Below are 19,298 nucleotides of genomic sequence, written 5' to 3' on the forward strand. Positions count from 1 at the left end.
ACTGAGTACGCCCGGGGCATGGCTGCCCATGGGCACGGGGATCAATCCCCAGAATCATTCGTACATTGAGAGAGGCGATTTGAATGACAGCAGCGACTCTTTCCCCCAGAGAGATGAAGCGCCGCCGCAAAATGGGCGCGGACTACGTTCCGCCGTCGCCCTACACGGTGAAGGCCGCGCTCACTGAGGGCGACATTTTCACCAAACTGTCCGCCGTGATCTTCGGCCTGGGCAATATCGTGCGCAAGCAGTACGTCAAGGGCATCGCGTTCCTGGTAGCTGAGATCGCGTTCTTCGTATTCCTGTTCACCAACGGCATCGGCTATCTGGCCAAGCTGCCGACGCTGGGCACCCAGAAGCAAGGCAAGGTGCTCGTCGACGGCTACTGGGTCTACACCGAAGGCGACCGTTCCGTCGTCATCCTGCTGTACGGCGTGTGCACCATCGTCCTAATCCTCCTGTTCCTGCTCCTGTGGCGTCTGTCCATCAAGACCGCGTACAAGGCCGAATGCCTGGCGAAGGAAAACGGCAGCGCCCCGACCATCAAGGACGACTGGAAGACCCTGCTCGACGCCAAGGCGCACCAGCTGCTGATGTTCCTGCCGACCCTCGGCATCCTCGTCTTCACCGTGCTGCCGCTGATCTTCATGATCTCCATGGCGTTCACCAGCTACGACCACCGCAACCTTGTGCTGTTCCACTGGGTCGGCCTTGAAAACTTCAAGCAGCTGTTCTCCAGCGACGTGAGCAACACCGTCAGCGCCTCCATGTTCCTGCAGGTGCTGGTCTGGACCCTGGTCTGGGCGTTCTTCGCCACCTTCCTGAACTTCTTCCTCGGCCTGTTCCTGGCCATGGTCATCAACCGCAAGACCACCAAGTTCAAGAACTTCTGGCGCAGCATCTTCTCCATGTCCATCGCAGTGCCGCAGTTCGTGTCCCTGCTGGTCATGCGCTCCATGCTCCAGCCGAACGGTGCCATCAACCAGCTACTCATGCAGTGGGGTTGGATCGACAGCCCGCTGCCGTTCCTGACCAACGCCACTTGGGCACGTATCACCGTGATCATCGTGAACCTGTGGGTCGGCATTCCGTACACCATCATGCAGGTCACTGGCATTTTGCAGAACATCCCGGTCGATCAGTACGAGGCCGCCAAGCTCGACGGCGCGAACTGGTGGCAGATCTTCACCAAGATCACCATGCCGTACATCATCTTCGTGCTCACCCCGTACCTGATCACCACCTTCACCGGTAACGTGAACAACTTCAACGTGATCTACCTGCTGACCGGTGGCGCCCCGACGCCTGTCGGCGCATCCGCAGGTAAGACCGATCTGCTGATTACCTGGCTGTATAAGCTTACGGTCGACAAGTCGGATTACAACCTCGGTGCGGTGATCGGCATCATGACCTTCATCGTGTTGGCCGTGGTCTCTCTGATCACCTACCGTAACTCCGGCTCCTACAAGAATGAGGAGGCATTCCGATGAGTTCCAAGCACGCAGTAGCTGAACCCGAACGTCGTGGCCTGTTGCACGACCAGAAGAAGCGTCGCATTCTCGGCGACGTCCTGTCCTACGTCCTGCTTTCCGTCCTCGCGATCATCTGGCTGATCCCGGTGGTCTGGGTGTTCCTGGAAAGCTTCAACAAGAACACCAAGCCGTACCCGAAGACCTTCTTCCCGACGGAGTTCACCTTCGACAACTACGTCAAGCTGTTCACGGACACCACCGTGCTCAACTTCCCGAAGATGTTCACCACCACCTTCATCGTGGCCTGCTTCACCTGCGCGATCTCCGTGGTGTTCGTGCTCTCCGTGGCGTTCTGCATGAGCCGTATGCGCTTCCGCACCCGCCGCACCTTCATGAACATCGTCCTGATCCTCGGCATGTTCCCGAGCATCATGGCCGTCACCGCCATCTACTTCATCCTGAAGGCGATGAACCTGACCAACGGCAACGTGACGATCATCGCCTTGATCCTCGTCTACTCCGCCGGCACCGGCGCGGGCTTCTACGTGATGAAGGGCTTCATGGACACCATTCCGACCTCGCTCGACGAAGCCGCTATGATTGATGGTTGTACGCGATTCCAGGTGTTCTACAAGATCATCATCCCGATCTGCAAGCCTATGATCGTCTACCAGGCAATCACCGGCTTCCTGATCCCGTGGCTCGACTTCGTGATGGCCAAGGTCATCTGCCGCACCCAGTCGAACTACACCGTCGCCTTGGGTCTGTGGCTCATGCTGCAGAAGGAATACGTACAGAACTTCTACGCACGATTCGCTGCCGCGGCTGTGGTGATCTCCATCCCGATCGCCATCATGTTCATCGTGATGCAGCGCTTCTACCAGGAGTCGATGTCCGGTTCCGTGAAGGGATAACATACCATGTCGCTCGCTAACGCAACAGAGCCTTATCCGTTGTGTTTGGAGCGTCGATTGGGCGCCACCGTTTCCGACGATGGCGCCCAATTTGCGCTCTGGGCACCTACCGCAAGCCATGTGACGCTCAGACTGTTCGCGCACGGCACCGATACCGAGCATGGCAGCCGCGCACTGGGCGAATACCCCATGCACTTCGAGCAGGACGGTGCATGGACGGCGAACGTCCCGGGAACTAAGCATGGCGTCTACTACGATTACCTCATCGAATTCGCCGACGGCAGCGTGACCCGCAGCGCCGATCCCTGGGCCCGTGCCGCGGGAGCCAACGGTCGGCGCAGCATGGTCGTCGACCTGCGGCGCACCGATCCGGAAGGATGGGAGCATGATGCCCGGCCCATGACCCCGATGAGCGGGGATGTGATCTGGGAGACGCATATCGGCGACTTCAGCAACGATCCGAACAGCGGCGTGCCGGCGGAGCACCGGGGCAAGTATCTTGCCTTCACCGATGGCGGCACCACGCTGGAGGGCGAAGGCGGGTTCCCCACTTGCGTCGCATACTTGAAGGCGCTCGGCATCACCGTCGTGCAGCTGCTGCCGTTCTACGACTACGGTTCCGTCGACGAGACTCGCGCGGGCGGCTACAACTGGGGCTATGATCCGGTCAACTACAACGTTCCCGAAGGATCGTATGCCACCGATCCGTATGACGGCGAGGTGCGCATCCGCGAATGCAAGGCCATGATTCAGGCGCTGCACGCCGCGGGCATCAAGGTCGTGATGGACGTGGTGTACAACCACATGTACACGACGGACAACTGGTTCGAGCGCGTGGTGCCCGGCTACTATTGCCGTCGCACCGAGGATGGTGCGTTCGCGAACGGCTCCGGCTGCGGCTGCGACATGGCCAGCGAGCATGCGATGTTCCGCAGGTTCATGGTCGAATCGGTGACCTATTGGGCGAGCGAATACCATCTCGATGGTTTCCGCTTCGACCTCATGGGACTGATCGACGTGGAAACCATGCGGCAGATCCGCGAATCGCTCGACGCACTGCCCGACGGGCAGTCGATCCTCATGTACGGCGAGCCTTGGGCGGCGGGGGAGAGCGCGCCTCTTGACGGCACGGTGCTCGCCGACAAGTCCGCGCTGGGTGCGCTCGACCATCGCATCGGCCATTTCTGCGACACCACGCGCGACGCGATCAAAGGCCACGTGTTCTACCGTGACCAGCCGGGCTACGTGAACGGCGCGGCACAGCAGAACAGGCAGGCCGTATTGGACGCTGTGAACGCCCATCGCACCGCGGCCGTGCGTGAGGGCGAGGCGGGGCAGATCATCCAGTACGTCTCCGCGCACGACGATCTGACCCTGTGGGACAAGCTCAGCATCAGCATGCGCGGCAACGGCGCGAACCATCTTGACAGCAACGCCATGTACGACGACATCCTCGACGGCGAACAGGTCGCGAAGGACGTGCTGAGCGCCAACATGCTGTCGGCCGGCCTCATCGCTACCGCCGCGGGCCTGCCGTTCATGCTGTCCGGTGAGGAGTTCGCGCGCACCAAGTACGGCAACGACAACTCCTTCGAATCCGGCAGCAGGATCAACCTACTCGATTGGACCCGTGCCTTGGCCATGCGGGGCTTGGTCCGCTACTATGCCGATCTCATCGCCCTGCGCGCCGCGTCACCCGCATGGTTCGACGCCGAACGCGCGATCGTGCCCACGGAAAGCTCCATGGTGGCCTTCCTTGTCGGCGATCATGCGGTGCTCGTCAACCCCGATGTGCGCGAGCACACGATGCCGTTGACCGTGATGAACCGGGCCGTGGCGGAACGTGATGGGAACGCGAATGGCTTGAGGCGTCCCGTGTGGCGTTGCGTGCTGGACTCCACCAGTGCTCGTTACGCCATCGGCGGACATGACGACGGTGGTTCGGATGCCTTCGCCTCCCACGTGGATGCCGGTGACGGCGAGTGCGTGTTGGACGGCGCGGGATTCCACTTGGCGTCGCGTTCGTTGTCGATTTGGACGAAGGAGTGAACATGGCACGGTATGATGCGGTGTTCTTCGACCTGTATGGCACGCTCATCGATATCCGGACCGACGAATGGTCACAAGCGGCATGGGAGGCGTTGCGTGTCGCACTGAACGACGCTGGTGCCGGCTATGCGGACGGGGACGAGGCCAAGCGTCGCTTCGACGAGGAACTGGCCCGCGAGATGTCCGGGCATGAGGATGATCGCTGGTATGAGCCGGAATACATTCCCGTGTACCAGCGTATGCTCGCCGCCCATGGCGTGGATGCCGACGAATCCACGGCCCGCGCGATCGGCTGGGTGTTCCGTCACTCCACGACGAGCCTGTTCCGCTTGTACCCTGGTGTGCTCGAACTGCTCGAGGCTCTTGGGAAAGCGGGCATCCGCACCGTGCTGGTCAGTAATGCGCAATCGTCCTTCACCCGCCCGGAACTGGCGTTGCTCGGCCTTGACAAGGCGCTCGACCGCATCCTCATCTCCAGTGAGGAGGGGACGCGCAAGCCGGGTCCCAAGCTGTTCGAGCTGGCGTTGCGCCGCGAAGGCATCGACGCGAAGCGGGCGGTGATGGTCGGCAACGACACCACCTGCGATATCGCAGGTGCGGCCTCGGCGGGCATCGACGGCATCTACCTGCACACCGAGATCTCACCGGAGTCCGATCCGGATGAGTGCCCGCAGGCGCTGTTGTCCTGCAAGGGTGCCGATTACGGTGCGGTGCTGGATTTCGTCCTTGGACGCGACTAGCCAAGTTACCGTAGGCCAGTACAGTAAGCCATAGCCGAACCGGCCCGCATGGGGCCGCCAACGAGAGGAACACATGAAGCAGCAAGACACGAAAACCGACAGCACCGAGCTCATCGGCCGTCGCAAGCGCAGACGGCACGGCCTGACGGTCTTCAACCTCAAAGTGATCGGCGCCGTTTTCATGTTCCTCTCCGTGGCGAGCGTCACGCTGGTTCCCGCGATGTTCGGAGGCAACATCACCAAGGACATGACCGCGCTGAGCGTCGCCGTCCTGTGTGAGGTCGTCTCATGGTGCGCCATTCCGATTTACGCATGGCTGCTGTTCGACGGCTACCGTCATACGCATAACCGTTGGATGTACCTGCTGCAACTGCTGGTGCTCGCCGTCGTCTGCGAGGTGCCATACGATTGCGTGACCACCGGCAAGACCTTCGATTTGAGCTCGCAGAACCCGGTGTTCGGCTTGCTCATCGCGCTGATCGTGATCGCCGCGCTCGACTGGATCTCGAAGCATTACGAGGGTGCCGTGCGCTACGTGTTCATGGTCGTTCTGGTGATTGTGGGCCTACTGTGGAACCTGATGCTGCGCGTGGGATTGAGGCAGGGCGTCATGAACGTCGGTGCGATCACCTTGGCGTTCGTGATGGTCTTCTACCTGTTGAACAAGCGTGAGAACACCATGATGATCACGGCCGGTCTGATGGGTGCGGTGTCGCTCATCGCCCCAGCGGTGGGTGTGGCGTTCCTGCATTACCGCCGCGACGAGCTTGGCTACAAGCATGCGTGGACCAAGTGGGTGTTCTATCTGCTGTACCCGGCGATGCTGCTGGTGGGCATGGCGGTGTGACCGTGCGGCCGTATGGCCGGAACCATACGGAATCCGTGAAGGACCGGTGATTAGGGAATTACGGATATGCGAAAACGTGCGTCGGGAATCCGGCGCACGTTTTCGTGTAACAGGAGAAAGAAAGAAGAAGGTTGTCGCGTGTCAATGACGCGCGATGATGATCACAGGCTCACCTCGCTTCCTTGGCCTGACGGGGCGGGTTGACCAGAATGCCGGTGGCGTTGCGCTTCTCCTGATCGGAACGCATATCCCAATCGGGGCGGCGCAGCGCGTACATGATCAGCGGCGGCACGCCGAGCACCACCACGACCACGGCGACCAGCAGCGCGTATCCCAGCGACGACATGCCGGTGAATCCGGCAGGGCGTACGAAGGTGAGCACGAAGGCCGCCGCCGCGGCCACGAAACCGACGCCCGCGATCCACTTCAGCGCGGGCACACGGTAGGTGCGTACCACTTCGGGGTGGGAGATGCGCAGACGGATCGCTGCGACGAACATCATCATGTACATGATCAGGTACAGTGCGGTGGCCATATCCACCAGCGTGGCGAACGCGGTGTTGCCGTTCGGAATGAGCACGAACAGCAGTGCGAGCACGGTGACGATGGCTCCCTGCGCCAGCAGGATGCCCTCCTGGACGCCGGCGGCGTTGCGCTTCTGCAGCACGGGCGGCATAAGACCGGTCCTGGCCGCGGCGAGCAGACCGCGCGAGGGGCCTGCGATCCAGGTGATCACCGAGGAGAACGCGCCCAACGCGATGAGCAGGGAGATGACCGGTACGCCCCAGCTCATGCCGAAGTGGTCGAAGAACTCCTTGAAGGCCAGGTTGATGCCGTCGATCAGGCCAAGCTCCCTATGCGGCACGGCGAAGGCGATGGCGAGCGTCGGCAGTACGAGCACGAGCAGGATGAGCACGGTGGACAGCGCGGTGGCGCGCGGGAATTCACGGCCCGAGTCCTTCATGTCGTTGGCGTGCACGGCGTTGACCTCCATGCCCGCGTAGGCGAGCACGTTCGAGACGATCAGCACGATGGACGCGATGCCGGTCCACGGGGGCAGCAGCGCGGAGGCTTGCAGGGAAGTATGCATCGGTTCGCCGGCGAACAACCAGATAGCGCCGAGGATGATGAGCAGTGCGGCCGGGAACAGCGTGCCGATCAGGCCGGAGATGGAACCGACCTTGGCGAACAGGTTGCCGCCGCGCAGGGCGACGAGCGTGGACACCCAATACAGCACGATGATCACGGTGGCGACGTATACGCCGTTGTTGCCCAAACGGCCGGAACCGAACACGTAGGAGAGGCTCACCGCGATGAACGAGATCTGGATTGGGTACCACACCACGTTCTGGATCCACTGCAGCCAGATGGCCACGAATCCGGCGCGGTTGCCGAAGGCCTCGCGTACCCACACGTACACGCCGCCCTTCCAGCCGGTCGCCAGTTCGGCGGCGACAAGCGCGGTGGGCACGAGGAAGAGCACCGCCGGAATCAGGTACAGCAGCACCGAGGCCAAGCCGTAATCGGCCATGGCCGGCAGGGATCGCAGCGAGGCGACCGCCACCACGGTGAGGATGGCGAGCTGGCCGACCGACATCAGCGGTTCCCTTAGCCTTCGATCCGGTCTGTGTCGAAGCGTCGGGGTGTGCCGCAGCGGTTCCGGAAGGCGAGCGTGGAATCGTCGTGGTCCGATTTGCCCCAGACCCCGGGTGCCCCGCCGCGCTTGTATTGTGCGCAACGATGGCAAGTGGCTTCCTTGTATGTATGCTCATTGCAGCCAGCTTTCATGAACTGTGTTGTTTTCGAAAAAAATGATTGGTTAAACATGTGGAAAACGTCTAATTAATGAAACGAAAAAGGCGCCCCGGACGGGTTCCCGCACGAAGAGAGAAAGAGACGTGGCAACCCGCCCGGGGCGTGGGCCCGGGTCAGTGATGGAACCCGGAGACGTGCGCCTCGGAAGGCATCGGAGCCTCAAGCGAATCGAGGTACTTTACGCAGGCCCTGAGATCCCTCAGGAACGACTCGGCCAGATCATGGCTGAACCCATTGCGCACCACGATGCGCTGCACGGTCACGTCGGTCAGATCGACGGGCATCGGATAGGCCGGAACCAGCCAGCCCTTCATACGCAGACGATCCTGCAGATCGTACAGGTTCCATTTGCGGTTCGGCTTGTCCTTGAGCATCCATGCGAACACCGGGATGTCGGAACCGTCGTTCCACAGGGTGAAGTCGTCCATCTTGGCGATCTCGCCGGACAGGTACTTCGCCACGTCATGCGAAGCCTGCTGCACGCGGCAGTAGCCCTCGAAACCGAGACGCAGGAACATGTAGTACTGCAGCAGCACCTGGGCGCCGGGGCGGGAGAAGTTCAGCGCGAAGGTCGGCATCTCGCCGCCGAGGTAGCTGACCTTGAACACCAGACTCTCCGGCAGATCCGCGGTGGAACGCCACACAACCCAGCCGAGTCCGGGGTAGACCAGGCCGTACTTGTGGCCGGACGTGCTGATGGACACCACGCGCTTGACGCGGAAGTCCCAGGCGAGGTCGGGCTGGATGAACGGCGCGACCATGCCGCCGGACGCCGCATCCACATGGATGTGGACGTCGAGCCCGGTCTTCTCCTGGATGCGGTCGAGCGCATTGGAGATCTGCTGCACCGGCTCGTACATGCCCGTGTAGGTCACGCCCATGATGGCGACCACGCCGATGGTGTTCTCGTCGACGTAACGCTCCAGATCATGGCCGTCCAGCACCTTGTGGTCCTCACAGATCGGCACGAACCGCGGCTCGACGTCGAAGTAGTTGCAGAACTTCTCCCAGCAGACCTGCACGGCGCTGCTCATGACCAGATCCGGCTTGTCGGTGGGCAGACCGGCGGCCTTACGCGCATTGACCCAGCGGCGCTTGAGCGCGAGGCCACCCAGCATGCACGCCTCGGAGGAGCCGATGGTGGACGTGCCGATCGCATGGTCGGGATCGGGATTGTTCCACAGGTCGGCCAGCATGCGCCAGCAGCGGTTCTCGATCTCCGCGGTCTTCGGATACTCGTCCTTGTCGATCATGTTCTTGTCGGCCGCCTCCATGTAGATGCGGTTGGCGTAGTCGTCCATCCAGGTGCTGACGAAGGTGGCCAGGTTCAGGCGGGCGTTGCCGTCGAGCATGGCATCGTCGTGGACCACCTGGTAGGCGGTCTCAGGCAGGCTGCCCTCATGGGGGATGCGGTTCTTCGGGAACGCCTTGACTTCCTTCGGGCGCGAGAAGATCGGATTGATCTCGATGCCATCGAAGGGAGCTACGCCGTCGATGCTGTTGTCTTCGCCACCGCAGCAGCCGCAAGTCGAATCGTTCATGGTGGTGGAATGCATATCTGACATCGCAACTTCCTTTTCATTGGGCCGAACGTAATCTGCGTTCGCGCCTAACAAGATAGACACGGGCGGCTTCGGGCCGCACGCGCAAAGCCGCCGAGTTCGCTACGTGGGGACGGGTTTTGCGCTTCGCGCCGTCCGTGCTATTCGCGCGCGTATACAGCTAAGGAGTCGTCGGTGCGGATGACCGGCGCGGCGACCCGATGCGCGTCCATAATGTGATTGTGAAAATGAACCTGAAATGCGCCGGGCATGGCAAGGCGGTGAACACCGTTGAGTACGATAGAGCGCGGAAAGAAAATTTCAGATAGCAAGGACTGAATACTCATGCCGAACATGTTTGGAACCGATGGCGTTCGAGGATTGGCGAATAGGGACTTGACCGCGCAGCTGGCGTTGGATCTGGGCGATGCCGCCGTGCGTGTGCTGGGGGATAGCGACAGAGGGGATCAGCCGGAAGGCCGTCGCCGTGCGTTGGTCGGCAGGGATACCCGTGTTTCCGGTGATTTCCTCGCATCCGCACTGTCCGCGGGCATGAGCGCCGGCGGCTTTGACGTGATCGACGCGGGCATCATCCCGACCCCAGGGGTCGCGTTCCTGACCTCCGTGCTCAACGTCGAGATGGGTGCGGTGATCTCCGCCTCCCATAATCCCATGCCCGACAACGGCATCAAGTTCTTCGCCCGCGGCGGCTTCAAGCTGCCCGACAGCAAGGAGGATGAGATCGAAGCCGTGCTCGGCAAGGACTGGGAGCGCCCGACCGGTGCCGGCGTGGGCCGTGTCAGCCACGACACCGTGACCGCCACCAACCTGTACATCGACCATCTCGTCTCGTCGATCGCCCCGGTCCAGCCCGACAAGTCGCAGCCCACCCCGCTGAAGGGGCTCAAGGTCGTGGCGGACTGCGCCAACGGCGCCACTTCCGTCGTCGCCCCCGAAGCCCTGCGCCGCGCCGGTGCCGACGTCATCGTGATCAACGCGTCCCCGGACGGCTACAACATCAACAAGAACGCCGGTTCCACGCACCCCGAACAGCTGCAGGCCATCGTCAAGGCATCCGACGCCAACCTGGGCGTGGCGTTCGATGGCGACGCCGACCGCTGCCTGGCCGTGGACGAGGACGGCAATATGGTCAACGGCGACCAGATCATGGGCATTCTGGCCCGCGCCAAGAAGCGCGAAGGCAAGCTCGCCCACGATACGCTGGTCGTCACCGTGATGAGCAACCTCGGCCTGAAGCTCGCGCTGAAGGACATGGGCATCGCCACCGTGCAGACCAATGTGGGCGACCGCTACGTGCTCGAGGAGATGCTCAAGGGCGGTTACACGCTGGGCGGCGAACAGTCCGGCCATGTCATCAACCGTGAATTCGCCACCACCGGCGACGGCACGCTCACCGCGCTCACGCTGTGCAACGAGGTGGTGAAGTCCGGCAAGAGCCTCAAGGAACTCGCCGCCGACTTCCCGCAACTGCCCCAGACCCTCGTCAACGTGCCCAACGTCGACAAGCTCGCGTCGAAGACCAACCCCGTGGTGCTGGAAGCCGTGCGCAAGGAGGAGGCCATGCTCGGCGAAACCGGCCGCGTGCTGCTGCGTCCCTCCGGCACCGAACCGCTGGTGCGCGTGATGGCCGAGGCCGCCACCCAGCAGCAGGCCGACGAGGTGTGCGCGCGCCTCGCGAAGGTCGTCGCCGACGAGCTCGCCCTGTAGCAAAACCGGTCGAACCGGCAGAACAGTCTGAACGTCTGAACGTCAAACGCCCAAAGGAGATCCATGTTCGGTAAGAACAGCAAAGTCGACCTCGAACTCAACCGCGACGTCGAACAGCTCATCAAAACCGGAGGCAAGGAGCATATCCTGCCCATCGTCCAGGCCGGCGAGCCGGTGCTGAGACAACAGACCGCCGCCTACACCGGGCAGTTGTCCAAGCACACGCTGGCCAAGCTCATCGAGGCGATGCGTATCACCATGCTCGAAGCGCCCGGCGTGGGACTGGCCGCCACGCAGATCGGCCTCGGCCTCGCCCTGGCCGTGCTCGAGGACCATGTGCGCGACGATGAGGACGATCCGCGTGAGATCGGCGAACTGCCGTTCCATGTGATCATCAACCCCTCCTACACGCCGGTCGGCACCGAAACGCGCAGCTTCTACGAAGGCTGCCTGAGCTTCGACGGCTATCAGGCGGTGCGTAAGCGCTGGCTCGACATCGACGCCGAATGGGACGACGAGAACGGCGAACATCATAAGGCGCGTATGCACGGCTGGCCGGCACGCATCTTCCAGCATGAGACCGACCATCTCAGCGGCGAACTGTACATCGACAAGGCCGAGATCCGTTCGCTGACCACCTACGAGAACCTGGAGGATTTCTGGTGTGAGGATCCCGTCCCCACCGAAGCCGCCAAGGAACTCGGTTTCGACCTGTGAGACGGCGGAGCGCGGTATGAGCTGGCAGAACGAGGCCAAGGGCGATATCGGGCAGTGGAGGCTCGCCATGCCCAAGGATGCGGACGGCAACGCCGTCGATTGGGAATGGATCGATTCGCTCGACCTCGCCGCGGGCATCGGTTGCCTTGGCGAGGAGGATGCCGATCATGCCGATCCGCAACGGATCCATGACGCACTGAAGGCCGACTATGCCGTGCGTGACCGGCTCGAACCGGTCATCGCGCAATGCAACACCGCGTTCATGACCGATTTCGACCGCATCATCACGTCCTACCGGCTTCCCCGCGCCCTCGCCTACGCCAACCGGCGGTTGAACGACGAGATCGACACGCTGCTGAAGGCCGGCGAATCCCAAGGATTGTGGAAGGTCTCGCGCAAAAGGCAAGGGCGCGGCACGGCGGTGGTGCTTGGCGCTCCCGAGCCCGGCGCCCATATTCCGCCCGTCATCGACGTCACCGACATCCGCGACCGCACCGCCGACATCCTCAACGCGCGCGCGGAACGACGTAAGGCCGAACGCTTCCAGCGTGAGGCGTCGTCGTCGCTGATGGCGCAGGCGAGCCTGTCCGGCATCACGGATGGCGGTTCCGCGACCGGTGTCGCGAAGGAGACGGCTCCACGCAAATCCGCGAGTGATTGGCGTAACGTGTACCTACCTGGGCGCGACATCGACACGGTGATGGGCATCGACATCGAAACCACCGGCACCGATCCCGCCCGCACGTACATCATCGACGTGGGCTTCGAATACATGAACCTGGCATCGCCGCGCCCCGAAGACGGGAACAATGGGAATGGCGGAAATAACGGGAACAACGCGAATGGCGACTATGCGTACGAGCAACCGGACTACGTCGCCGGGGACGCCTACGGCCAGTCGAGGTTGAGCTTCGGCGTCACGGCCAGGTGCGCACGGGTCGGCAACCCCTTCATCGCCAAACTCACCGGCATCGACATCCGCGACCGTGGACCGGCCAGCGGCCATCGGCTGTTCGACGAATGGCAGGCCGCGCAATCCGGGTTGCTGCAACGGTTGATGCAACAGCCGTATGTGGCGCATAACGCCACTTTCGAACATGGGTTCTTCATGCTGAACGTGGCCGGATACGCCGAAGCCTACCGTGCCGGCGACATCGTGATCGTCGACACCATGCCGATGAGCCGGCAATGGGATCCGGGTTCCGAGGCGACACCCGACCATCCGTACGGCGACAACACGCTGGACGCCTACGCCAAACGGCAGGGCGCGCTGGCCCCGGACCGCAGCGAGCGCCATCTCGGGCTCGAGGACGCGCACATCATGCTCGTGGCGATGAAACACCATCTCGACTGGCTGCGCGAACAGGGAAAAGGCCCGTGGGGTGCGGATGGCCGGCCCGGCGTGGGCGGCAAGCAGTGCGGCAGGCGCAGCTGACCCGCAGATTGGCGGTTGCGGGCTGCTTGGATGCGGGCTGTCGTGGTATGAGTTGCTTGGGCATAAAGTTGTCCGGGCATAAGCCGATGGGCGCCAGCTGGCGTACGTCGCCGGATGGCAACCGTTCGGATAATGGAGACAAGGGATGATATGGGACGCCGATGATGGCGTCCCATCGTGTATGGAGGTGCGGCAATGGAATCCAACGGGAGGCGTGAAGACCCGGGCGAAAGACCGCTCACCATCGCCATGGTGGTGGATTCGGTCGGCAATCAGGGCAACGGTACATCGAATTCCGCGCTACAGTGGGCGCGGGAACTTGAACGGCAGGGGCATACCGTGCGCTTGGTGGGCGTGGGTGCCCCCGTATACGCCGCGAAAATCCACCATGTTCCGCTGGTCTCATGGGTGGCCGCGAAACAGCAGATGCAGTTCGCCGAACCGGACGATGCATTGTTCCGAGCCGCTTTCGACGGCGTCGACGTGGTGCATATCTACATGCCCTTCGCCTTCGGCCGTCGCGCCGCGGCCGTCGCACGCCGCATGGGCATTCCGGTGACGGCCGGCTATCACGTCCAGCCGGAGAACGTGCTGTATTCCGCCGGTCTGTTGCGGTTCATCCCCGGACTGCCGCATCTGATCTATCGCCTGTTCCACCATTGGCTGTACCAAGGCATCCGCCACATCCATGTGCCCACCGACATGACCGCGCGGTTGCTGCGCGAGAACGGCTACCGTGCGAAACTGCATGTGATCTCGAACGGGTATTCGCCCCAATTCACGCCGAGGAACGTGGATGCCGAAAGCGGTTTCGAGGCAGGTGCCGAAACGGGTGAAGGACATGCAGGAGGATGTGCAGGAGCGCGTACAGAAGCGCATGCGGATAGTGCGCGGGACGCGGGCGGCGAGCCGTTCCGCATCATCGCATCAGGCAGACTGACGCATGAAAAGGATCACATCACCCTGATCAAGGCGATCGGGCTCAGCAGGCACGCCAACGAAATCGAATTGGTCATCGCCGGCGCCGGACCGCTGAAACGGTATCTGCGCATCCAATCGGACCGCAGGCTGAAGCGTCCCGCGAGCATCGGATTCCGCCGCAACGCCGACATGCCGGAACTCCTTCGTTCCGGCGACCTGTTCGTGCACTGCTCCATCGCGGATATCGAATCCATCAGCGTCATCGAAGCGATGGCGTGCGGGCTGGCTCCGGTGATCGCGGTATCCGACCTGTCCGCAGCCAGTCATTTCGCGCTACTTCCGCAATCCACGTTCCCCGTGCGCGACCCGGCCGCGCTCGCGCAACGCATCGACTGGTGGATCGAACACCCGGAGGAGCGTGCCGTGTGGAGTCAGCGTTACGCGCGGCACACCAAGGAACGGTATTCCGTGGAATCGAGCGTCAGGGCCTTCGTGGCCATGGAACGCGAGGCTATAGCAGATCGATGAGCCGGTCGGTCTCCTCGCGCGTGGTGGCCCAGCTTGTGCAGATGCGCATCACGGTATGCGTGTCGTCCGCCTTCTCCATGAAGCCGAGCAGCACATGCTCCTCCAAACGTGCGTGGGTCGGCTCGTCGAGCGTGACGAAGATCTGATTGGTCGGAGCGTCGAGGGTCAGCGTGTAACCCTTGTCGCGCAGCGCTTCGCGGATACGGTCCGCGGCCTCGTTGGCGTTGCGGGCGATACGGAAGTACAGGTCGTCGGTGAACAGCGCGTCGAACTGCACGCCAAGCAGGAACCCTTTCGCCAACAGTGCGCCATGCTGCTTGATCACAGTCAGGAAATGCTTCGGCGCCTTGCGGTTCGTGAACACCACGGCCTCGCCGAACATGGCCCCCACCTTGGTGCCGCCGATGTAGAACACGTCCGCGATCTCGGCCAGGTCGCGCAGCGTCATGTCGCAGGCGGAAGAGGTGAGCGCGTAGCCGAGGCGCGCACCGTCCACGAACAACGGCATATCGTACTTGTGCGCCACGTCCGCGATGCGACGCAGATGCTCCTTGGTGTACACGGTCCCGTATTCGCTGGACTGCGACACGTACACGCATCCGGGGAACACCATGTGCTCGTAGTTGCCGTCCGCGTAGAAGGTGGCGCAGAACTCATCCAGTTCGTCGGCGTCCATCAGGCCATCGTGCTGGGGGATGGTGAGCACCTTGTGCCCAGAGTATTCGATGGCGCCCGCCTCATGCACGTTCGGATGGCCGGATTCCACGGTGACCACGCCCGCATACGGGGGAGTGATGGCGTCGATGACCACCTGATTGGTCTGCGTGCCGCCCACCAGGAACCAGATGTCCGCATCCGGCTTGCCGCAGGCCTTGCGGATGCGCTCCTTGGCGTGGTCGCACACCTCGTCGCTGCCATAACCGGGGTAGGGGGTGTCGCTGATGGCGGCCAAAGCCTCGAGCACGGCGGGGTGCGCGGCCCTGGAATAGTCGTTTTCGAAGTGCAGCATCGGTTCTCCTTTTGGTTCGGACATGCTTTGGATACGAAAAAACCCTTCCCGAGGGAAGGGTTTCAGTGGGGTGGATAACGCGGCTCGAACGCGCGACCTTCTGAACCACAATCAGATGCTCTACCAACTGAGCTATATCCACCATGTTCATGTGAACGGCGAACCGTTTCGCACAACGAGTGATTACTATACACGATTTTTGCGCTTCGCACGCATCGGCGTGTTGCGGCGTGTTTTTTATCGGCCGCGCGGTTGGTCGATGTCTGTCGGATCATGTTCGAAATGTGATTGATGCGTGGTTATGCGGATGCGAGATGCCTATTTTTTGGGGCGAAACTGTTCGCGGAACAGCGTATGCCGGGAATTGGCGACAATGCTTGGCGTAAAGCAATGAGAGAAGGATAGAAGTCAACAATGGAAAAGGTCAAAGCCTTTGGGGAGTGGCTTACCAAATGGTTCACCGCGATCGTGATCGCGTGGGCCGTGTTCAACTATTTCGTGCCGCAGGCCAGCCTGTGGGGCAAATCCTATACCGGATATTTTCTGGGTATCGTGCTGTTCGGCATGGGCCTGACGCTGACGCTCGATGATTTCAAGCGCATCCTCACCCAACCGCTGATGGTGATCGTCGGAACCGTGGCTCATTTCGTGATCATGCCGTTGGTGGCGGTGTTGCTGTGCTGGATCTTCCGTCTTGACGGTGCGCTCGCCGTCGGTGTGATCCTGGTCGGATGCTGCCCGTCCGGCACGTCCTCCAATGTGATGAGTTATCTGAGCCGCGGCGACGTGGCGCTGGACGTATCGATCGGCATCCTGTCCACGCTGTGCGCGCCGTTCATGATCCCGCTGCTGATGCAGTGGCTTGCGTCCCAATATGTGACGGTGCCGACGCAGTCGCTGTTCCTCAACGCCGTCAAGGTGGTGCTGTTCCCGATCGCGCTTGGCGTGGCTTGCCATGCCATCTTCAAGGAGAAGATCGAGAAGGTCACCGTGGCGCTGCCCATCGTTTCCCAGGTGGCCATCCTGCTGATCATCGGTGTGGTGGTCGCGGCCAATGGTCCGAAGCTGTTCGTGGCTTCCTCCCTGCTGGCCATTCCGGTGGTCATCCTGCATAATCTGTGCGGTTACGCGCTTGGCTTCGGTTTCTCCAAGCTCATGTACAAGGTGTATCCGAAGGGATTCCGGTATGCGCAGCAGAAGGCCATCACCTTCGAAGTGGGTATGCAGGATTCCGCGCTCGGCGCCACGCTGGCCTTGACGTCCTTCGCCTCCAATCCGCTGGCCGCGGTGCCGTCCACCTTCTTCAGCGTGTGGCATAACATCTCCGGCTCCGTGCTGTCCAGCTGGTGGCGTGGCCATGACGACAAGCATCAGATCCATCCTGATTCCGACAACGGCGAGAAGGGCTCCGCGTCCGTGGATGCCAAGAAGCCGGCTTCGGCTCAGGCCTGATGACGTGACCGGTCGCGTGATATGCGTGGCTGACGCGTGATATGCGCGGCTGGATTTGCAAACAGCCTCTGAACTGTGCGAAACAGCTCAGAGGCTGTTCGTTTCTGGCGGCTGTGAGCGGCGATTTGTTCGATTCTGTTCATTTTGTTTGACGTGCTCAAAGCATTGAAATTACTGGTATTCTGAATGTTTTTACGCCGTGTCTCATGTTCGATACGGTGTATACTGTAACTGAAGGCCGGAGTTGCTGACTGGTCGAGGATTCGTCAGATCGCAACGAAGCGCCAAGGCCGTGAGGTGCAAGCGCAACGCCTTCAAAATAATTGAAGATTGCAGGATTGGAACGGCGGCGAGGGAAAGCCGGCAGGGATGCCGGGGCCGTCGGGAACGAGGTGATTGGTTCCTGGCGCATGCAAGGTGGCATGGCGGCTGGGAATGAGAAGCTGAAAGCAGAGGCAGCGGCCCCGGCGAAGGTTATCGCCGGGGCCGCTCTTTTGTGTTTGGCACGATGCTTTCGAGTTTGACCCTTGAGTTTGACCCTTAGGTGTATTAGATGTAGCTGTATGACGAGCTTCCCTCTCTCTGCCTGCACTGGTGGATGCTTGGGGCGTAGCGATTTGGCGGCATTTTCTCTGTCTCTCTACGCTGACGGGGCCTCAGCGTGGTTGTTTGGGGACGGGTTCCCCATTTGTCTGCGCTGAGGGGCTCTCAGCGTAGCCGTTTGGCGGCATTTTCTCTGTCTCTCTACGCTGACGGGGCTTCAGCGTAGCCGTCTGGCGGTATTGTCTCCGTTTGTCTGCGCTGACGAGTTCCCAGTGCATCTATTTGGCGAAGTCTTTGTCGCCTGTCTACGCTGGCGGGGTGCGATCGCCATTCCCCATTCGGGGTGCCGCGATGGTGTTTAGACATATAATATGCATATGTCTAATGAAATGGTGATTAGGAATATCAATGTCGATACCGCATCGGCTATGGTCAGTGATTACGGCGCCCATGTGCTTACTTGGGCTCCGCGTGGGGAAAGCGCGGTCGTATGGTGCCCGTCAGTCGTCCATCTGAACGAAGGTAAAGCCATACGCGGCGGCGTGCCGATCATCTTCCCCTGGTTCAACTTCGGTTTCGAGAATGGCAGGGTCACATCCAAAAAACCGAAGCATGGATTCGGACGTGTAAGTTTTTGGGAATTCGACGAGCGGGCGTCAAACGAGGGGCATCTGCGCTACATGCTATCCGACGAGGCGATCGATGATACCGTCCTCGCGCAGTTCGGTTTTGGCGGCATTCCGCGATTCCATGCCATCTACGACATCGAAATCGGCGAGTCCCTCACCATGGCGTTGACCGTATGCAATGTGGGTAACGTGCCGTTTGCCTATGAGGCGGCGTTGCATACCTATCTGCATGTCGGCGATGTCGATTGCGCCAAAGTGCTGGGATTGGAGGGTGCGCGTTACGTCGATACCACGTTGGAGGACGATCCGATTGTTGTTCAGGGGAATGAGGCGGTCGCCTTCTCCGGTCTGGTTGATCGCATCTACTATTCGACGGACACCCTTCGTCTGCGTGATGATGCGTTGGGCCGCACCATCGTCATCGCCAAACAAGGTGCGCCGCAGACCGTGGTGCGGAATCCGGGTGAACGCAACGGCAATGCGATGGGTGATCTGAGCAAGGGGGAGTGGCGTCGTTTCGTCTGCGTCGAAGCCGTTGCGAACCGTGACGGCGCCATCACCGTGGATCCGGGTGAATTCCACACGCTTTCCCAAACCATTTCCGTCGAACGCTAGCCCCAACCCGTAAATCCGCATCTCGCGCATCTATGAAGTCGTGCGTCCATGCCCTGGGCGTAGCGACTTGGTGGTTTCGTCTCCGTCTGGCTATGCTGAGCGGCTCTGAGTGTAGCTGTTCGGCGAACTCATTTCCATCTTGCTACGTTGGCGGGCTTTCAGCGTAGTCAGTTGGTGATGCTTCCGTCGTTTGTCTACGCTGAGCGGCTCTGAGCGCAGCCGTTTGGCGGGCCCATTTCCGTCTGTCTACGCTGAGCGGTTCCGAGCGCAGCCAGTTGGTGGTGGCGTCGCCGGCTGCATACGCTGAGCCCTCCCCAAAAATCGTCCGCGACACGACGATGGA

Annotated in this window: 15 protein-coding genes and 1 tRNA gene; 11 read left to right on the forward strand and 5 right to left on the reverse strand. The window is 61.5% G+C overall.

What is annotated here, in order from left to right; translation table 11 throughout:
• Positions 1-113: 113 nt before the first annotated feature.
• From BUB29_RS02750 to BUB29_RS02770, 5 genes are all read left to right on the forward strand, one after another.
• Positions 114-1,490, forward strand: a complete 1,377-nt coding sequence (locus tag BUB29_RS02750) for a carbohydrate ABC transporter permease (protein ID WP_107315062.1) — start codon at positions 114-116, stop codon at positions 1,488-1,490.
• Positions 1,487-2,386 carry a sugar ABC transporter permease gene (locus tag BUB29_RS02755; protein ID WP_033521981.1) on the forward strand — a complete coding sequence of 300 codons (900 nt, stop codon included), beginning with the start codon at positions 1,487-1,489 and terminating at the stop codon, positions 2,384-2,386. The genes BUB29_RS02750 and BUB29_RS02755 overlap by 4 nt, the downstream gene beginning before the upstream one ends.
• Positions 2,387-2,392: 6 nt before the next feature.
• Complete coding sequence (gene pulA / locus BUB29_RS02760) at positions 2,393-4,435, forward strand: type I pullulanase (RefSeq protein ID WP_073117574.1); 2,043 nt, start codon at positions 2,393-2,395, stop codon at positions 4,433-4,435.
• Positions 4,436-4,437: 2 nt separating this feature from the next.
• Positions 4,438-5,175 (forward strand): HAD family hydrolase, encoded by a 738-nt coding sequence (locus BUB29_RS02765; protein WP_033521977.1) that lies wholly within the window; start codon positions 4,438-4,440, stop codon positions 5,173-5,175.
• A gap of 73 nt (positions 5,176-5,248) precedes the next feature.
• The gene (locus BUB29_RS02770) at positions 5,249-6,022 is read left to right on the forward strand and encodes a TraX family protein (RefSeq protein WP_033521970.1); all 774 of its coding nucleotides are present in this window, start codon (positions 5,249-5,251) and stop codon (positions 6,020-6,022) included.
• 169 nt (positions 6,023-6,191) lie between these two features.
• Here the strand turns inward: BUB29_RS02770 and BUB29_RS02775 are convergent, their stop codons facing one another.
• The 3 genes from BUB29_RS02775 to BUB29_RS09640 all read right to left on the reverse strand — a co-directional run bounded on the left by BUB29_RS02775 (position 6,192) and on the right by BUB29_RS09640 (position 9,725).
• The gene (locus BUB29_RS02775) at positions 6,192-7,619 is read right to left on the reverse strand and encodes a glutamate/gamma-aminobutyrate antiporter GadC (protein ID WP_033521968.1); all 1,428 of its coding nucleotides are present in this window, start codon (positions 7,617-7,619) and stop codon (positions 6,192-6,194) included.
• Positions 7,620-7,950: 331 nt separating this feature from the next.
• The gene (locus tag BUB29_RS02780; RefSeq protein WP_033521966.1) at positions 7,951-9,402 is read right to left on the reverse strand and encodes a glutamate decarboxylase; all 1,452 of its coding nucleotides are present in this window, start codon (positions 9,400-9,402) and stop codon (positions 7,951-7,953) included.
• 137 nt (positions 9,403-9,539) lie between these two features.
• Complete coding sequence (locus tag BUB29_RS09640; RefSeq protein WP_143155131.1) at positions 9,540-9,725, reverse strand: hypothetical protein; 186 nt, start codon at positions 9,723-9,725, stop codon at positions 9,540-9,542.
• On the opposite strand from BUB29_RS09640, the gene glmM reads away from it, so the two are divergent.
• The 4 genes from glmM (at position 9,724) to BUB29_RS02800 (ending at position 14,707) form a co-directional block, all read left to right on the forward strand.
• Positions 9,724-11,106 carry a phosphoglucosamine mutase gene (glmM, locus tag BUB29_RS02785; protein WP_033521964.1) on the forward strand — a complete coding sequence of 461 codons (1,383 nt, stop codon included), beginning with the start codon at positions 9,724-9,726 and terminating at the stop codon, positions 11,104-11,106. The two genes, BUB29_RS09640 and glmM, sit on opposite strands and share 2 nt — an antisense overlap.
• 63 nt (positions 11,107-11,169) lie before the next feature.
• Positions 11,170-11,823, forward strand: a complete 654-nt coding sequence (locus BUB29_RS02790) for a peptide deformylase (RefSeq protein ID WP_033521962.1) — start codon at positions 11,170-11,172, stop codon at positions 11,821-11,823.
• A 16-nt stretch (positions 11,824-11,839) separates the two neighbouring features.
• A complete protein-coding gene (locus BUB29_RS02795; protein ID WP_033521960.1) occupies positions 11,840-13,258 on the forward strand; it encodes a DNA polymerase III subunit epsilon in 1,419 nt (472 codons plus the stop codon).
• A gap of 195 nt (positions 13,259-13,453) precedes the next feature.
• Positions 13,454-14,707 (forward strand): glycosyltransferase, encoded by a 1,254-nt coding sequence (locus BUB29_RS02800; RefSeq protein WP_033521957.1) that lies wholly within the window; start codon positions 13,454-13,456, stop codon positions 14,705-14,707.
• Here the strand turns inward: BUB29_RS02800 and BUB29_RS02805 are convergent.
• Together BUB29_RS02805 and BUB29_RS02810 are read right to left on the reverse strand one after the other, a co-directional pair.
• Positions 14,691-15,716 (reverse strand): threonine aldolase family protein, encoded by a 1,026-nt coding sequence (locus BUB29_RS02805; RefSeq protein ID WP_033521955.1) that lies wholly within the window; start codon positions 15,714-15,716, stop codon positions 14,691-14,693. The two genes, BUB29_RS02800 and BUB29_RS02805, sit on opposite strands and share 17 nt — an antisense overlap.
• 66 nt (positions 15,717-15,782) lie before the next feature.
• Positions 15,783-15,858: transfer RNA gene (locus BUB29_RS02810), tRNA-His, on the reverse strand.
• Between the two features lie 272 nt (positions 15,859-16,130).
• Here BUB29_RS02810 and BUB29_RS02815 point away from each other — a divergent pair.
• Entirely contained in the window at positions 16,131-17,168 is a 1,038-nt protein-coding gene (locus tag BUB29_RS02815) for a bile acid:sodium symporter family protein (protein WP_033521953.1), read from the forward strand.
• 920 nt (positions 17,169-18,088) lie between these two features.
• Positions 18,089-18,955 carry a D-hexose-6-phosphate mutarotase gene (locus BUB29_RS02820; protein ID WP_033522131.1) on the forward strand — a complete coding sequence of 289 codons (867 nt, stop codon included), beginning with the start codon at positions 18,089-18,091 and terminating at the stop codon, positions 18,953-18,955.
• Positions 18,956-19,298 lie beyond the last annotated feature (343 nt).

This window comes from Bifidobacterium merycicum DSM 6492, from assembly GCF_900129045.1.
Classification (GTDB): Bacteria; Actinomycetota; Actinomycetes; order Actinomycetales; family Bifidobacteriaceae; genus Bifidobacterium; species Bifidobacterium merycicum.

Excerpts from the sequence above, each read along its gene's own strand:
- BUB29_RS02750 (WP_107315062.1), top strand. The coding sequence starts at position 114 with ATGAAGCGCCGCCGCAAAATGGGCGCGGACTACGTTCCGCCGTCGCCC.
- BUB29_RS02755 (WP_033521981.1), top strand. The coding sequence starts at position 1,487 with ATGAGTTCCAAGCACGCAGTAGCTGAACCCGAACGTCGTGGCCTGTTG.
- pulA (WP_073117574.1), top strand. The coding sequence starts at position 2,393 with ATGTCGCTCGCTAACGCAACAGAGCCTTATCCGTTGTGTTTGGAGCGT.
- BUB29_RS02765 (WP_033521977.1), top strand. The coding sequence starts at position 4,438 with ATGGCACGGTATGATGCGGTGTTCTTCGACCTGTATGGCACGCTCATC.
- BUB29_RS02770 (WP_033521970.1), top strand. The coding sequence starts at position 5,249 with ATGAAGCAGCAAGACACGAAAACCGACAGCACCGAGCTCATCGGCCGT.
- BUB29_RS02775 (WP_033521968.1), bottom strand. The coding sequence starts at position 7,619 with ATGTCGGTCGGCCAGCTCGCCATCCTCACCGTGGTGGCGGTCGCCTCG.
- BUB29_RS02780 (WP_033521966.1), bottom strand. The coding sequence starts at position 9,402 with ATGTCAGATATGCATTCCACCACCATGAACGATTCGACTTGCGGCTGC.
- glmM (WP_033521964.1), top strand. The coding sequence starts at position 9,724 with ATGCCGAACATGTTTGGAACCGATGGCGTTCGAGGATTGGCGAATAGG.
- BUB29_RS09640 (WP_143155131.1), bottom strand. The coding sequence starts at position 9,725 with ATGAGTATTCAGTCCTTGCTATCTGAAATTTTCTTTCCGCGCTCTATC.
- BUB29_RS02790 (WP_033521962.1), top strand. The coding sequence starts at position 11,170 with ATGTTCGGTAAGAACAGCAAAGTCGACCTCGAACTCAACCGCGACGTC.
- BUB29_RS02795 (WP_033521960.1), top strand. The coding sequence starts at position 11,840 with ATGAGCTGGCAGAACGAGGCCAAGGGCGATATCGGGCAGTGGAGGCTC.
- BUB29_RS02800 (WP_033521957.1), top strand. The coding sequence starts at position 13,454 with ATGGAATCCAACGGGAGGCGTGAAGACCCGGGCGAAAGACCGCTCACC.
- BUB29_RS02805 (WP_033521955.1), bottom strand. The coding sequence starts at position 15,716 with ATGCTGCACTTCGAAAACGACTATTCCAGGGCCGCGCACCCCGCCGTG.
- BUB29_RS02815 (WP_033521953.1), top strand. The coding sequence starts at position 16,131 with ATGGAAAAGGTCAAAGCCTTTGGGGAGTGGCTTACCAAATGGTTCACC.
- BUB29_RS02820 (WP_033522131.1), top strand. The coding sequence starts at position 18,089 with ATGTCTAATGAAATGGTGATTAGGAATATCAATGTCGATACCGCATCG.